At 64.6% G+C, this 15,453-nt stretch carries 8 protein-coding genes and 1 riboswitch; of the genes, 4 read left to right on the top strand and 4 right to left on the bottom strand.

The window, feature by feature from the left end; all coding sequences use genetic code 11:
- Positions 1-77: 77 nt before the first annotated feature.
- Positions 78-2,945, bottom strand: coding sequence for a serine/threonine-protein kinase (locus EYV96_RS13675; RefSeq protein ID WP_131152090.1), 2,868 nt, complete (start codon positions 2,943-2,945; stop codon positions 78-80).
- A gap of 100 nt (positions 2,946-3,045) precedes the next feature.
- Between EYV96_RS13675 and EYV96_RS13670 the strand changes: the two genes are divergently transcribed.
- Entirely contained in the window at positions 3,046-4,914 is a 1,869-nt protein-coding gene (locus EYV96_RS13670) for an ATP-binding cassette domain-containing protein (protein WP_131152089.1), read from the top strand.
- A gap of 48 nt (positions 4,915-4,962) precedes the next feature.
- Here EYV96_RS13670 and EYV96_RS13665 read toward each other — a convergent pair whose 3' ends face one another.
- The 3 genes from EYV96_RS13665 to EYV96_RS13655 form a co-directional block, all read right to left on the bottom strand.
- Positions 4,963-5,583 (bottom strand): TIGR00645 family protein, encoded by a 621-nt coding sequence (locus EYV96_RS13665; RefSeq protein WP_131152088.1) that lies wholly within the window; start codon positions 5,581-5,583, stop codon positions 4,963-4,965.
- A 77-nt stretch (positions 5,584-5,660) separates the two neighbouring features.
- Positions 5,661-8,366, bottom strand: coding sequence for a phosphoenolpyruvate carboxylase (ppc, locus tag EYV96_RS13660; protein WP_131152087.1), 2,706 nt, complete (start codon positions 8,364-8,366; stop codon positions 5,661-5,663).
- 184 nt (positions 8,367-8,550) lie between these two features.
- Entirely contained in the window at positions 8,551-11,052 is a 2,502-nt protein-coding gene (locus EYV96_RS13655) for a S9 family peptidase (RefSeq protein WP_131152086.1), read from the bottom strand.
- 132 nt (positions 11,053-11,184) lie between these two features.
- Positions 11,185-11,276: riboswitch (S-adenosyl-L-homocysteine riboswitch) on the top strand.
- Between the two features lie 39 nt (positions 11,277-11,315).
- Between EYV96_RS13655 and ahcY the strand changes: the two genes are divergently transcribed.
- The 3 genes from ahcY to metF all read left to right on the top strand — a co-directional run bounded on the left by ahcY (position 11,316) and on the right by metF (position 15,443).
- Positions 11,316-12,749, top strand: coding sequence for an adenosylhomocysteinase (ahcY, locus tag EYV96_RS13650; protein WP_131152085.1), 1,434 nt, complete (start codon positions 11,316-11,318; stop codon positions 12,747-12,749).
- Positions 12,750-12,870: 121 nt separating this feature from the next.
- Positions 12,871-14,409: a serine hydrolase domain-containing protein gene (locus EYV96_RS13645; RefSeq protein WP_131152084.1), complete on the top strand. Its 1,539-nt coding sequence runs from the start codon at positions 12,871-12,873 to the stop codon at positions 14,407-14,409.
- A gap of 206 nt (positions 14,410-14,615) precedes the next feature.
- Entirely contained in the window at positions 14,616-15,443 is an 828-nt protein-coding gene (gene metF / locus EYV96_RS13640; protein WP_131152083.1) for a methylenetetrahydrofolate reductase [NAD(P)H], read from the top strand.
- The last annotated feature ends 10 nt before the right edge of the window (positions 15,444-15,453 follow it).

Here is a 15,453-nt window from a genome sequence, read left to right as displayed (position 1 = left end):
GACGCAAGCGGGCTGAAAGGAATCGACGAATAAAACCTTAGCCTTCGCTTCGCTGATGGACCGGCGCCCGATAGCGGTCAGCGACTGAAATCCGCCAGCGTCTCCTGCGCCTCTTCGCGCACGCTCTGCATGCTGGCATTGAGCGTGCTCGGATCGGTGTCGATCAGGCCAGCGAGATAGGTCTTGCGCACCTCTTCAGCACGCGCGGGTTCGCCGCAGTGCATGAGCGCAGCGTAAGAACGCGTCGCGCTTTCCACCGTGTGCGCATCGCCACGACCCAGCGTGCGATCGCGACCGGCCAGCGCCTCCATGTGCGCGTCGCGCGCGGCAGGCCAGTGCCCGGCCGCGCTTTCGATACGCCCGATGAGATCGAGCACGCCGAAATTATGGTAGTAGTCCGGTCCGAACTGGCGACGCTGCGATGCCAGCACGGCGTCGGCCAGCTTGCGTGCTTCGGCGAACTGACCCGTGCGAATGAGCAGACTCGAAAGGCTGGCGCGCGCGAACAGCGTGTCCGGATGATCCGTGCCAAGACGATGCTCGCGCGCGGCGAGAATCACGCGCTGCAGCTCGATCGCCTGTGCGTTGGCGTCTTCCTTCGCGAGCAAGCGGACCATGTCGGTCATGGCTTGCAGCGTCTGCGGGTGTTCTGCGCCAAGCACGCGCGTACGCAGGTCGATGACGCTTTGCAGACGGGCGTGCGCCTGGGCCAGTTCGTCCTTGCCATGCGCAAGGCGCACCATGTTGGCGGCGGCGATGCCGGCGGCCTGCAGGGTCGACGGATGATCCGCGCCGAGGCGACGCTCGCGCACCGCCAGCACGTCATTGGCCAGGGCAAGCGAGCGCTCGTATTCGTTGTCCTGGAAATGCAGCAGCTCCGCCAGGCTCACCATCGCATCGAGCGTGTCGCGATGCTCCGGGCCGAAGGTGCGCTTGTAGGACGCGACCAGCGGCTCGAGCTCGTCACGCGCGCGGTCACGCTGGCCCAGGTCCATCAGCGTGGCAATGCGATCGGCGCGCAAGTGGAGCATCGAGGGATGGTCGGCGGGAAGCCGTGACTGGAACTGCGCCAGCAGGGCGTCCTGCACCTGCAACGCTTCCTGCAACTTGCCCTCTTCCGTCAGCAGGCGCGCGCGCGCGGCTTCGGCGTCCACGCGCAGCGACGTGTTCAACGGCAGCGCCTGGGCGTCGTCGCGGGCACGCGAGGCGATGCGCATGGCTTCGGTCAGCTGTCCCTGCCGCATCAGCGATTGCGCAAGATCGACGCGTGCGGCGATGGTTGCCACGTCACCTGGAGGCAGACGCGTTTCACGTGCCACAAGCACCTTGCGCAGCTCGCGGGTCGCGTGCTCATAGCTGCCGATGGTCATCAGCACTTTGGCCAGCGACTGGCGAAGATCGGCGGCCGGAAGCGGTGCGTTCGGGAACGCCTCGTCGAGGCTGGTGAGCGCATGGGAAATCACATACGTGTCCAGGGCATCGCGCGCCATCGCGCTCGACGGCAGGCCCTGGAAAGCCTCGGTCAACCGGGTGGCCATGACCGGCGTGAACGACGGATCGGCCTTGAGCTTGTCGATCAGCTGGCGTTCCTGCGCGTGCGATACGGCGTGTCCCATCGCTTCGATGTCCACGCTCTCGAACATCGATTGCTGGAACTGGACCATCCGCTCCAGCTCATGCTGTCGCGATTCGGCGAGGCCACGTGCACGACGCGCCTGTTGCAGCGCGTTCAACGAAGCGAACAAGGCCACGAGGATGACAATGACAAGCACGCTGACCGCGGCGAGCGACCAGCGATTGCGCTGGGCGAAGCGGCGAAAGCGATAGAGTGCCCGGCCGCGCTGCGCCAGCACGGGGCGATGCTCCTGCCAGCGTTGCAGATCGGCGACGAACTCACCCACTGTGGCGTAACGCTCGCTGGCCTGGCGGCGCATCGCCTTGAGCACGATGGCGTCGATATCGGCCGGCAGCGACGTCGCGCGTTTTCCGGCGGCGGTCGCCAGCTGTGCGGCCAGTTTGCCCGGCGGCACGATCTCGCCGCTGACGATGGCGTTCGACAGCTGGTGCGGCGTCGACAGATGCTGGAAGGGGCGGCGTCCGGCGACCAACTGGTACAACACGACGCCCAGCGAATAGACGTCTGCGGCCGTCGTCAGCGGCTGATGTTCGATCTGCTCCGGACTCGCGTACGCCAGGGTCAGCGCGTGCTGACCGGTCTGCGTCATCGCCACGTCCGGCGCGGCGTCCACGATGCGCGCGATGCCAAAGTCCAGCAGCTTGGGTTCGCCCAGCGCGTTGACCAGGATATTGGCCGGCTTGATGTCGCGATGGATGATCAGGTTGCGGTGCGCGTATTCCACGGCGCCACAGACCTTGAGGAACAGCTCGATGCGTGCACGCAGATCCAGATGCTGCGCGTCGCACCAGACATCGATGCGTTCGCCTTCGACGTATTCCATCGCCAGGAACGGCTTGTCACCTTCGAGCACGCCGCCATCGACCAGGCGCGCGATGCCGGGGTGATCCAGGCGCGCCAGTAGCTGGCGTTCGCGTGCAAAGCGCTCGGCCAGAATGGGCGAGCCTTCGGAAGCGGCGCTCAGGACTTTCAGCGCCACCTGCTGGACGAAACCGCCATCACTGCGCTCCGCCAGGTAGACCACGCCCATGCCGCCCTCGCCAAGCTTGCGCAGCACCCGGTAGTGGCGCGGCGCCGCGGCGGTGGTGTCATGGCCGGTCAGATCGGGTGAAGCAATCGCCATGCGCGGCAGGCCCGTTGCCTGGCTGTCTTCCAGGGCGGCGAGCATCCAGCGGACTTCGCGCAGCAGGGCGTCATCGCCCGCCGTTTCGCCGGCAATGTGCGCTTCGCGGTCCTCTGGAGACATATCCGCAGCCGCCATGGCAATGGCCTTGGCCCGCAGATAGCGGTCAGTCAACTCCCTGGTCATGCGCTATCCCCTGTCCTGTCGCAGTATAGGACGAGTCTGCCGGGGCTGTCGGGTGCCGCTACCGGGCGGTGTCGGGGCGCCGGCAGGCTAGAATAGGCGGATGTCACTTATCCAACTGCACCACGTCGACTTCAGCATCGGCGGCCCCCTCCTGCTCGAGCACGTCGACCTGTCGATCGAGTCCAATGAGCGCGTCTGTATCGTCGGTCGCAATGGCGAGGGCAAATCGACCCTGATGAAACTCATTGCCGGCGAGTTGAAAGCCGACGATGGCGAAATCCGCATCCAGAACGGCATTGTCGTCGCCCGTATGGCCCAGGAAGTGCCGCAGGACACGGCCGGCAGCGTCTTTGACGTGGTTTCCGAAGGCCTCGGCGACCTCGGCCACTTGCTGGCGCGCTACCACCACCTGCTCCACGAAGGGGACATGGACGCCCTGGGCGATGTGCAGTCGGAGATCGAGGCACGCAACGGCTGGGACCTCGACCAACGCGTCTCGGACGTGCTTGACCGCCTGGAGCTCCCCGGCGACACCGATTTCGCGGCGCTGTCAGGCGGCATGAAGCGCCGCGTGCTGCTGGCCCAGGCGCTGGTGCGCAAGCCCGACGTGCTCCTGCTGGACGAGCCGACCAACCACCTGGACATCGAAGCCATCGGCTGGCTTGAGAGTTTCCTCAAGCAGTTCGCCGGCAGCATCATCTTCATCACCCATGACCGTAGCTTCCTGCGCGCACTCGCCACGCGCATCGTCGAGATCGATCGCGGCCAGCTCACCAGCTGGCCCGGCGACTACGACAACTACCTTCGTCGCCGCGAAGAGCGCCTGCACGCCGAGGCACAAGCCAACGCGCTGTTCGACAAGAAGCTGGCGCAGGAAGAAGTGTGGATTCGCCAGGGCATCAAGGCGCGCCGCACGCGTAACGAAGGCCGCGTCCGCGCGCTGAAGGCCCTGCGTCGCGAACGCGCGGAGCGCCGGGAGCTGTCGGGCAACGTGCGCATGACGATGGCCAGCGCGCAGGCCTCGGGCAAGAAGGTGATCGACGTCGATCACGTGCATCAGTCGTACGGCGGCCGCGTGCTGATCGACGATCTGACCACCACGATCATGCGCGGGGACCGGGTCGGCATCGTCGGCCCCAATGGCGCCGGCAAGAGCACGCTGCTGAAGATCCTGCTCGGTGAACTGACGCCCGAGCGCGGCACGGTGACCATGGGCACGGGCCTGCAGATCGCCTACTTCGACCAGCATCGGTCGCAGCTCAACGACTCGCTCAATGCACTCGACAACGTGGCCGAAGGTCGCGAATACATTGAGCTGAACGGACAGCGCAAGCACATCATCGGCTACTTGCAGGACTTCCTGTTCTCGCCGGAACGCGCCCGGGCGCCGATCACGCGACTGTCCGGCGGCGAGCGCAATCGCCTGCTGCTGGCCAAGCTGTTCGCGCAACCGTCCAACCTGCTGGTGATGGACGAACCCACCAACGACCTCGATGTGGAAACGCTGGAGTTGCTGGAAGAACTGCTCACCGAATACCAGGGCACACTGCTGTTGGTATCGCATGACCGCGAGTTCCTCGACAACGTGGTGAGCAGCACGCTGGTGCTCGAAGGCCAGGGTCGCGTAGGCGAATACATCGGCGGTTTCAGCGACTGGCTTCGCCAGCGCCCCACCGAGGTGCTGGCGACGCCTGCCTCATCCAAAGCCGCTGCGGCGCCTGCACCTGCACCGGCCGCGCCTGAGGCGCCGAAGAAGAAGCTCAGCTACAAGGACGCCCGCGAACTGGAGCAGCTGCCGCTGCGCATCGAACAGCTCGAAGCGGACGTCGCAGCGCGCGGCGAAGCGATGAATGCGCCGGGCTTCTACCAGCAGAACAGCGCGGCGATCCTGAAAGCCAACGAAGCGCTGGCCAAGGTACAGGCCGAGCTCGATCGGGCCTATGCGCGCTGGACTGAGCTGGAAGGCTGAGCGTGTAGCCAACGGCTCCCGTGCATCGCCCGGGAGCCGTCTTCATCGTCAGTGATGCTTCGGCGCGTGTCCGTTCATCAGCTTGTCGGTCCAGGCAATGCCGATGGCGGACACGATGAAGACCAGATGGATGATGGTCTGCCACATAACGCCGGTCGGCGTCAGCGCCGTGCACTTATAACCGGACGCCGCACCACCATTCTCGGCAATGAGGGCCAGCGTTTCCGCCGAGCAGAACGGCAGGCCGTCCAGCGCACCCGCCGCGATAAACGTCTTGAGCAGGTGGATCGAGGAGATGCCGATGATCGCCATCGCCAGCTTCACCTTGAGCACCGAGGCATTCACGTGCGACAGCCATTCCGGCTGATCCGGATGATTCTCCAGGCGCAGGCGCGAGACGAAGGTTTCATAGCCGCCCACGATCACCATGACCAGCAGGTTGGAGATCATCACCACATCGATCAGGCCGAGCACGATGAGCATGATTTCCTGCTCGCCGAGCTTCGGTGCTTCATGGATCAGGTGCCACAGTTCCTTGCCGAACAGGAACACGTAGACGCACTGGGCGAAGATCAGGCCGAGATAAAGCGGCAGCTGCAGCCAGCGCGAGCCGAAAATGAGGATCGCCAAGGGACTCAGGCGCTTGGGGGCGTTCTGGGGAGTGGACATGCGAGGTCGGGAGGCCGGGGAAAGTCTCCAGCCTAGCGGCTTCGCAAGTTCTTGCGCAACACAGAAACCGCTTAGGATCAGCCGGTGTTCTGCAAACCCTGCGAGACGCCATTGACGCAAGCCACCAGGGCGCGCAGCAGGTCATCTTCTTCGCTACCGGCGTCTCGCCAGCGTTTGAGAAGGTCGACCTGCAGCAGGCTCATGGGGTCCACGTAGGGGTTGCGCAGGCGAATCGAGACCGCCAGCCGGGGCGACTGCTCCAGCAGCTCCGTGCTGCCTTTCAGACGCAGGAGCCAATGCGTCGTGCGCTCGAATTCGTCTTTAATGAGGCCAAAGAACGCGTCGTGCCGCTCACCGGCAAGTCGTGAGAACGCCTCGGCGATGCCCAGGTCGCTCTTCGCCAGCACCATCTCCACGTCGTCGAGCATGTTGATGAAGAAGGGCCAGTCGCGGGCCATTTCGATCAGGGCCTCGTCGCCATATTGCTTCGCACCCTCTTCCAGTGCGGAGCCGAGCCCGTACCAGCCGGTGATGATGGAGCGGCACTGTGTCCACGCGAATACCCACGGAATCGCGCGCAGATCCTGCACGCCTCGCATGCTGCGACGGCGCGACGGACGCGAACCCAGGCTCATCCGCTCGATCACGTCGATCGGCGTGGCGCTGCGAAAATAGTCGATGAAGCCGTCGCGATCGATCAGTTCTCGGTAGGTCTTGCGGCTGCTCGATGCCAGCGCCGACATCTGCTCGCGCCACACTTCCTCGCGCGCCTCGACGTCGCGCGGACGCAGGCTGGCGCGCAACACCGCGCCAACGGTCTGCTCCAGGTTGCGCAAGGCCAGCGCGCGGATGCCGTACTTGCGATGGATGACTTCACCCTGCTCGGTGATACGCAACACACCGGCCACCGAACCGCGCGGCGACGACATCAGTGCCGGGGCGATACGCGCACCACCGCGACTGGCCGATCCGCCACGACCGTGGAAAAACGACAGCCGGACATCGTGTTCCTTCGCGACATCCAGCAGTTCGACCTGCGCCCGCTGCAACCCCCAGCGCGACGCAAGCGTGCCGCCGTCCTTGCCACTGTCCGAGTAACCCAGCATCACCCACTGGCGACCGCCGCGCGAGGACAAGTGTTCGCGGTACACCGGATCGGCGAACAAGGCGCGCAGCGTGGCGGGAGCGTTGGTGAGATCGTCCACCGTTTCGAACAGCGGCGCGATATCCAGCGGCACGTGTTCGTCGGACACCAGTCCGCCGTAGCGTGCGAGCGCCAGCACCGCCAGCACGTCGGCCGCCGTGCGCGCCATGCTGATGATGTAAAGGCCGATGGCCTCGCGACCGTAAATGCGACGTGACCGATGCAGTGTTTCGAACACACCCTTGAGCGACTGCGCATTGGCGTCGTCGCTGCCCTTGAGCGCTGTCCTGCCACCGGCGAAAGGTTGCAGTGTCCGGGTGCGATGCTCGACATCGCGGCCGGCCCATTCCTCATCCCCCAGCAAGGCCGCCAGCGCATCGTCGTGTACGCGCGAGTCCTGACGCACATCCAGTCGCGCCAGGTGAAACCCGAACGTCCGCACGCGGGTGATCATGCGTTGCACCGCGTAGGCGCCTGCATGCAGGCCGCGATGTTCGATCAGGCTGTCCTGGATCAGGGTCAGATCGTCCAGCAGTTCGCGGAACGAGGCGTAGCCTTCCGGATGGTCGTCTTCCAGCGTGGCATCGAGCCGCGCCTCGACCACGGTGAGGAAGCCGCGATACAGCATGTCCGCGTGGCGCGGGCGGATATGTGCAGCGGCCTGGGGAAAACGTCGCCGGTAATCGGCGAGTCGGGCATCCAGTCGCGGATCGACATCGACGCGGCTCTCCGTCTGACTGAGCAGTCGCGCCAGACCGGCGATGTCAGCCTTGTAGTGCTCGAGCACGTGCGCACGCTGTGTCGCGAGGCTCTGGGCAATGGTGTCCGCACCCACGTTCGGATTGCCGTCCATGTCGCCGCCCACCCAGGTGGCGAAGCTGAGCAGGCGCGGCAGTGCCACGGCGACGCCATACACTTCCTGCAGCGCCTCCGTCAGCGATTCGTAGAGCGCCGGCACGATGCGATAGATCGGATTGGCGAGGTAGAATCCGACGTGGTGATGCTCGTCCTGGACACTGGGACGAACGGGCGAGGCCTCGGCCGTCTGCCAGCCCGACGACAGCGCCATGAAGATGCGATCGTCGTCTTCCTTCTTTTCCTGCGGCGTGCGCGTGGGATCGAAGTTGTCGATCAGCGCGCGCACGATGGCCTGCTCTTTCTCCAGCAGCGAACGGCGCATGGCTTCGGTGGGGTGCGCGGTGAACACCGGCTCGACATGCAGGCGATCGAGCCACTCGACCAGCTCGCCCGCGCCCACGCCCTGCTCCTTCAACTGCTGGAGGACATCGAGCAAGGACTCCGGTTGCGGGGCATCGCCCAGGCGCTGGTAGTCACGACGGCGGCGGATGCGATGCACACGCTCGGCGATATTGACCGCCTGGAAATACGTAGCGAAGGCACGAGCGAGTGATTCGGCTTCCGCGGTTTTCAAACCTGTCAGTAGCGTGGCGAGCTGTTCCAGCGGCGCACCTTCATGGCGTCGCGCAATGGCGGCGGTGCGGATGGTCTCGACTTCATCGAGGAACGCGGGAGCGACCTGTTCGGCCAGCATGGTGCCGACCAGGGTGCCCAGGCGGCGGACATCTTCGCGGAGAGGAGCGTCGTGCGGGAAGAACTCAGGACTGCGCTGCTGGTTCATCAATGCCACGTGGTTTTGGATGTCTGGACGGCCAGACTAACCCAATGGGCGTTGATTTTGTGCATTGCGGCAACGCCAGGATGATTAGTTTCAGGCGAAACGAAAAGACCTGGAACGGCGTGCGCGAGCGCAAAAAAAAGGGGCCCCGACAGGCGCCCCTTTTTCCGGATCACCGCCGTGACGCTTACTTCGTCGCGGCCGGCGCCTTCGGCGCCGCCGGCGCGTTCTTCACGTACTTCTCCAGCCACGCATTGGACTCGGCCAGCATCTGCATGATCGATTCGCGTGCACGATAAGCGTGTGCCTCGTTGGGCAGCATCACCAGGCGAGCTGTACCGCCGAGGCCCTTGATGGCCGCATACAGGCGCTCGCTCTGGATCGGGAACGTGCCGGAGTTGTTGTCCTGCTCGCCATGAATCATCAGGAGGGCGTCCTTGATGTCACCGGCGTAGTTGAAGGGCGACATCGTCATGTAGACGTCCTTGGCCTGCCAGTAATTGCGCTCTTCCGCCTGGAAGCCGAACGGGGTCAACGTACGATTGTAAGCACCGCTACGCGCGATGCCGGCCTTGAACAGTCGGGTGTGCGCCAGGAGATTGGCCGTCATGAAGGCACCATAGGAGTGGCCGCCCACCGCGATGCGGTTGCGATCAGCCACGCCACGACGCACCACTTCGTCCACCGCCGCTTCGGCACTGGCGACCAGCTGCGGGACATAGGTGTCGTTCGGCTCCTTCTTGCCCTCGCCGACGATCGGCACGGAGAAGTTGTCCAGCACGGTGTATCCCATCGCCAGAAACGCCTGCGCGCCCCAGTAGCTGATGCGGTTGAAGCGGTACGGCGAACCGGTCACCTGGCCAGCTGAGTCGGCCGATTTGAACTCGGCGGGATAAGCCCACATGAGCATCGGGCGTGGGCCGTCTTTCTTCGGGTTGTAGTTCGGCGGCAGGTAGAGGGTCGCCGTGAGCTCGACGCCGTCCTTGCGCTTGTAGCGGATCTGCTCCTTCTTCACGCCACGCAGTTGCGGCGTGGGATGGGCGAAGTGCGTCAGTGCCACCGGCGCGCTCTTGGCCGCAGTCGTGCGCACATAGAAGTTGGTCGGCTCATCCGGCGTTTCGCGCGACGTCAGCAGGCGCGCGCCTTCGGTATCGAGCAGGGCCTGCGCCTCTTCGTAGTACGGCGCCTCGGAGCGGAACAGGCGCGTCGCCTGGCCGCTGGCGAGGTTCACCTTGTCGACGAAAGGACGATCACCTTCCGGCGATGCGCCATCGCCCAGACGGAAGATGCTGGTGCCGTCGGCAGTGAACATAAGACGCGACTGGCCGCGCTCGTCAGGTCGCGTGGCCGGCGTGCCCGGATCGTTGTAGCGATCTTCCGAGGTGCCTTCGTGCATGAGCTTGGCGCTCTGTTCCGGGTGATCCGGAGCAACGCGCCATTCCTTGATCTTGCGCGACTTCCACCAGAACTCTTCGATCAACGCGACGTCGCCATTGCCCCAGTAGGCACCGGCGTAGCGGCTGGACAGCCTGGCCAGTGTCGTCGGCTGTTGCGAGAACGGGGCTGACTGCATCAGCACCAGGTCGCGAATGTCCGCAGCCTTCGCCGGATCACCGCCGTCCTGCGCTTCGGCCCACACCAGCGTCGCCGGTGCATCGGCGCGCCAGTCGATCTGTCGCACGCCTGTGCGCACGGCATCGTTACCCGTGGGCAAGCCTTCGATCAGCGGCTGGTGGGCCATTTCCTTGACCAGCTTGCCGGCCAGGTCGATGACTTCGATGCGACGCGGGAAGTTCTCCACCGGCACGACGTAGGAGAACGGACGCTCCACGCGCTGGCGCAGCAGGTACTGACCATCCGGCGACGGGCGCACGGCCAGCGTCATCGTCGGCTCGCCCACGGGCGTGACCTTGCCCTGCAGGTCGACCAGTGCGGTCTGCGCGGTGAGGTAATGCGCGAACACGCGCGCGTCGTCTTCGCTATGCAGCAGGTCCTGATAGGTGGGGATGGATTTGACGCCACCGCCGGCCTTGGTTTCCTGCGTATTCGGACCGGTGGGGATGCCGTTGCCGACAGGCGCATCGCCCTGCCCCTGCGGACGCAATTGCACAAGCAATTGCTGGCTGTCCGGCATCCAGGCGTAACCGCGACCAGACACTGTATTGAGCGGCTGCGAGGTGAGGCGCCGCGCCGAACGCGCGGCCACGTCCACGATCCACAGCTCGTTGGTGCCCGCCATCGCGTTCACCTGATTGAAGGCGATGTATTTCTGGTCAGGCGACCACACCGACGAGGCGATGGAGAGCGGCTGCGGCAGGCCGGTCAGACGAATATCCTTGCCGCTGGCGATATCGAGCAACCAAAGATCGCTACCGAAGGAGAACCGGCTCTGCGCGTACGTGCGCGGGTTGATGCGCACGCCGGCGAGTTTCAGTTCCGGCTGCGCCACCAGGTCGATGCCCGGCAGTGCAGGCGTCTGCGTCAGCGCCAGCAGGTCACGGTGCGGGCTGAGCGACACTGCCGGCGGACGCGGCGCGTCGACCAGGGCCTGCAGTGGTGCCGGCGGCAGCTGGTAACCGCCCTGGGTGGCCGTGGCAGCGGTGGGCGTAACGGCCTTGTCGGCATGGGCCAGCGGGAGCGCGGCCAGCAGGAAGGCGGCAAGGGCTAGGCGGCGTAGCGGTCGGTCCATGGTCGGAGTCGTTCCTGTCTCGAAAGAGCTTGCGACCATAGCGGCTGTACAGGGCCGCGACCTAGGCCATCAGTCATGGATGACGTGCGCCTGATCGCCTCTTTAACGCGTCGTCTGGCTATACTTCACGACCCTGTCGAGGGGCGCTGCGACCGCAAGTACCTGTATCCACGGGTCAGGCGGCCAGGCTCGACAGATCGTCATTGGAACGGCGCCCGGTCAACGATGTGGCTTCAGGGCCACACTTATCCGGAGCAAGCCAAATGAACGCAGTCAGCAAAGACGCGGCCTTCCAGGACTACAAGGTCCGTGACATCTCGCAGGCCGACCTCGGCCGTCGTCGTATCCGCATGGCCGAAGAAGAAATGCCGGGCCTGATGCAGATCCGCGCCCGCTACGCCAAGGAACAGCCGCTCAAGGGCGTGCGCCTTTCGGGTTCGCTGCACGTCACCAAGGAAACGGCCGTGCTGGCCGAAACCCTGCGCGCGCTGGGCGCCTCGGTGCGCTGGGCCTCGTGCAACATCTTCTCGACCCAGGACGACGTCGCCGCAGCCCTCGCCGCGGGCGAACTGCCGGTCTTCGCCTGGAAGGGCGAGTCGCTGGAGGAATACTGGGAATGCACGCTCGACATGCTCACCCACCCGGGTGAACTGGGCCCGCAGCTGATCGTGGACGACGGTGGCGACGCCACGTTGCTCATCCACAAGGGCCTGGAAGCCGAAAACGGCGACAACTGGATCAACACCGCCAGCGGCAACCACGAAGAGCAGGTCATCAAGGACCTGATCAAGCGCGTGCTGAAGGAGCGCCCGGGCTTCTGGAAAAAGGTCGCGGCCGACTGGAAGGGCGTGTCCGAAGAGACCACCACCGGCGTGCATCGCCTGTACCAGCTGGCCGAAGCCGGCAAGCTGCTGGTCCCGGCCATCAACGTCAACGACTCGGTTACCAAGAGCAAGTTCGACAACCTCTACGGCTGCCGTGAATCGCTGGCCGACGGCATCAAGCGTGCGACCGACCTGATGGTCGCCGGCAAGGTGGCCGTGGTCTGCGGCTACGGCGACGTGGGCAAGGGTTGCGCGCACTCGCTCAAGGGCTTTGGCGCCCGCGTGATCGTGACGGAAATCGACCCGATCAACGCCCTGCAGGCGGCGATGGAAGGCTTCCAGGTCACCACCGTCGAAGAGTCGCTCGGCATCGCGGACATCTACGTCACCACCACCGGCAACAAGGACATCATCACCCTTGAGCACATGGCGGCGATGAAGAACAACGCGCTGGTGTGCAACATCGGTCACTTCGACAACGAGATCCAGATCGATCGCCTGAACACCGCCGACGGCGTGACGCGCGAGAACATCAAGCCGCAGGTCGACCGCTACACCTTCGCCAAGTCCGGCCACAGCATCTACATGCTGGCTGAAGGCCGCCTGGTGAACCTTGGCTGCGCCCACGGCCACCCGAGCTTCGTCATGTCCAACAGCTTCTCCAACCAGACGCTGGCCCAGCTCGACCTGTGGGCGAACAAGGACAAGTACGAGAAGACCGTGTACCGCCTGCCGAAGAAGCTGGACGAGGAAGTCGCTCGCCTGCACCTGGAGCAGATCGGCGTGAAGCTGACCCGCCTCACGGACGACCAGGCCGCCTACATCGGCGTGCCGGTGGAAGGTCCGTACAAGCCGGATCATTACCGCTACTGATCGACCTTGGTGTCGATTCGGGAAACGGGCGCTTCGGCGCCCGTTTTTTTTGCGCCCTGGTCTTCAACCCTTGCCTGACCTGGCGCATCAGAATCAGACGATCCGGTCCTGGAGCATCCCCATGCGTCTCGCCTTCACGCTCTTCGCTTCGCTGCTCGCGCTTCCCACGCTGGTCCATGCACAGACGTCCAAACCGCCGATCGACAAGGGCACCGTTTTGCTGGAAGTTCCCGCGCAGGGAAAAACCCTGCGCATCACGCTCGGGCAGATGATGTCTTCGCTGCACGTTCCGGGTGTCAGCGTCGCGGTGATCGATGACTACCGGATCACCTGGGCCGGCGGCATCGGCACGACTCGCGAACAAGGCGGCACGCCGATCACCACGGAGACGCCGTTTCAGGCGGCGTCGATCAGCAAACCCGTGACAGCCGCTGGCGCCTTGTGGCTGGTGAGCCAGGGCAAGCTCGATCTGGACCAGGACGTCAATGAGCGACTGGTGCAGTGGAAAGTCCCCGCCAACGATCTGACGAAGACGCAGAAGGTCACGTTGCGTCGTCTGCTCAGCCACAACGCCGGCGTCAATGTGCATGGCTTCGCCGGTTACGAGGCGGGCAAACCGATGCCGACGTTGCGCCAGATGCTCGATGGCGAAGCGCCATCGAACAGTCCCGCCATTCGCGTCACGGCGACGCCCGGAACCCTGTGTCGCTACTCGGGCGGCGGCTTCGTGATTGCGCGCGCGCTGATGGAAGACGTAAGCAAGCAACCCTTCGACGAGTTCATGCAGCAACACGTGCTGACACCGGCGGGCATGAAGCACAGCACGTTTCGCATGGAGCTGTCGCCGGCCGATGCCGCACGCGCACCCACCGGCACGAGCGTGGCCGGCAAATCGCTTCCCGGCCAGTATCACCGCTATCCGGAAATGGCACCTGACAGCTTGTGGACCACGCCTTCCGACCTTGCGCTGTTCGCCATCGAGATCGCGCGCTCCGCGCAGGGCAAGTCCAATCACGTGCTGCCACAGGCCATGGTGCAGGAAATGCTCAAGCCGCAATGCGAAGGCGACGGCGATCGCATTGGCCTGGGCTTTGGGCTGCGCTGGGAACAGACACGCGGTACGTTCGCGCACAACGGCGGCAACGACGGTTTCCAGTCGACGTTGATGATGGATGCGAACACCGGCAAGGGCCTGGCCGTGATGGGTAACGGCGATGGATTCAGCGGCATCGGCGAGGCTGTCATGCGAGTGATCGGTGAGCGATACGGCTGGCACGCCACATTCCGCGACCCTGATCTGGGCGATATCGTGCTCGTGATCGCCGGCGTGAAGGATCTCGATGCGGCCCTCGGCGCCTACCGCCAGGCCAAGGCATCCGGGTTCAAGGGCTATCGCCATGGGCCGGGCACGCTGAATACGCTCGGTTACCAGCAGTTGATGCGCAAAGACACGGCCAGCGCCATTCGCGTGTTCGCCATGAACGTGGCGGAGTTCCCCAAGGATGCGAATGCCTATGACAGCCTGGGCGAGGCATACATGGCTGCCGGCCAGCGGGAGATGGCGATTCAAAACTACGAAAAATCGCTGACACTCAATCCGGATAATTCAAATGCCGAGGAGCAGTTGAAGACGTTGCGAAAAGGGAGTCAGAACGACTGACTTCCGGTGTGAGTCCAGGACTCCGTGGGCACCTCCTCCGCCGCGAACACCCACCCCTCATCCGACCCTCCGGACCATCTTCTTCCGGAGGGAGAAGGTAAAAGCGCTCCCACCCCGTTCACCCGTTTACCGTTCACCGCTCCTTCTATCGCTCCATCGCGAGAAAGAGATATATACTCTGATCCATTGCCGGACAGAGACGTGACATGGCCCAGATCAGCTTCGAATTCTTCCCGCCGAAAACGGACGAACAGCGTGAACAGCTCGACCGCGCCGCCCGCAGCCTGAAGGCCCGGGGACCGGAATATGTGTCGGTCACGTTCGGCGCAGGCGGCTCGACCCTGAGCTACACCGGGGAGACGGTGGCCCGCCTGCACCGCCAGCATGGCCTGGATGTGGCCCCCCATCTGTCCTGCATGGGCGGCACCCGCACCGAAATCGCCGAGCTGCTCGACGCCTATCGCGCGGCGGGTTATCGCCGCGTGGTGGCCCTGCGCGGCGACCTGCCCTCGGGCATGGCCACGCCAGGCGACTTCCGCTACGCCGCCGAGCTGGTCGCCTTCATCCGCCAGCACAGTGGCGATCATTTCCACATTGAGGTGGCGGCTTATCCGGAGACCCATCCGCAAGCCGATGACGCGCTCGCCGATCTGCGCCACTTCAAGAGCAAGGTCGACGCCGGCGCCAATGGAGCGATCACGCAGTACTTCTTCAACGCCGATGCGTATTTCCGCTTCGTCGATGACGTGCAGCGCCTGGGCGTGGACGTCCCGGTGGTGCCGGGCATCATGCCCATCTCCAACTTCAGCCAGCTCAAGCGCTTCTCCGATGCGTGCGGTGCGGAGATCCCGCGCTGGATCGCCAAGCGCATGCAGGCCCACGGCGATGACGCCGACGCCGTGCGGGAACTTGCCGCCGATGTGGTGGCGCAGCTTTGCCAGCGCCTGCTCGATGGCGGTGCCCCTGCCCTGCACTTCTACACGCTGAACCGGGCCAAGGCGACCATTTCGATTCTGGACAGAATCGGCATCTGAGCCGGTAAGT

Source organism: Dyella terrae (assembly GCF_004322705.1).
Taxonomy (GTDB): Bacteria; Pseudomonadota; Gammaproteobacteria; order Xanthomonadales; family Rhodanobacteraceae; genus Dyella_D; species Dyella_D terrae.
The sequence above is the reverse complement of the archived record's forward strand: the minus strand, read 5'-3'. Positions and strand labels throughout refer to the sequence as shown.

Bases quoted from the DNA above. Each gene is read 5' to 3' on its own strand.
- metF (WP_131152083.1), top strand. From the start codon at position 14,616: ATGGCCCAGATCAGCTTCGAATTCTTCCCGCCGAAAACGGACGAACAG.
- ppc (WP_131152087.1), bottom strand. From the start codon at position 8,366: ATGAACCAGCAGCGCAGTCCTGAGTTCTTCCCGCACGACGCTCCTCTC.
- ahcY (WP_131152085.1), top strand. From the start codon at position 11,316: ATGAACGCAGTCAGCAAAGACGCGGCCTTCCAGGACTACAAGGTCCGT.
- EYV96_RS13665 (WP_131152088.1), bottom strand. From the start codon at position 5,583: ATGTCCACTCCCCAGAACGCCCCCAAGCGCCTGAGTCCCTTGGCGATC.
- EYV96_RS13670 (WP_131152089.1), top strand. From the start codon at position 3,046: ATGTCACTTATCCAACTGCACCACGTCGACTTCAGCATCGGCGGCCCC.
- EYV96_RS13655 (WP_131152086.1), bottom strand. From the start codon at position 11,052: ATGGACCGACCGCTACGCCGCCTAGCCCTTGCCGCCTTCCTGCTGGCC.
- EYV96_RS13645 (WP_131152084.1), top strand. From the start codon at position 12,871: ATGCGTCTCGCCTTCACGCTCTTCGCTTCGCTGCTCGCGCTTCCCACG.
- EYV96_RS13675 (WP_131152090.1), bottom strand. From the start codon at position 2,945: ATGACCAGGGAGTTGACTGACCGCTATCTGCGGGCCAAGGCCATTGCC.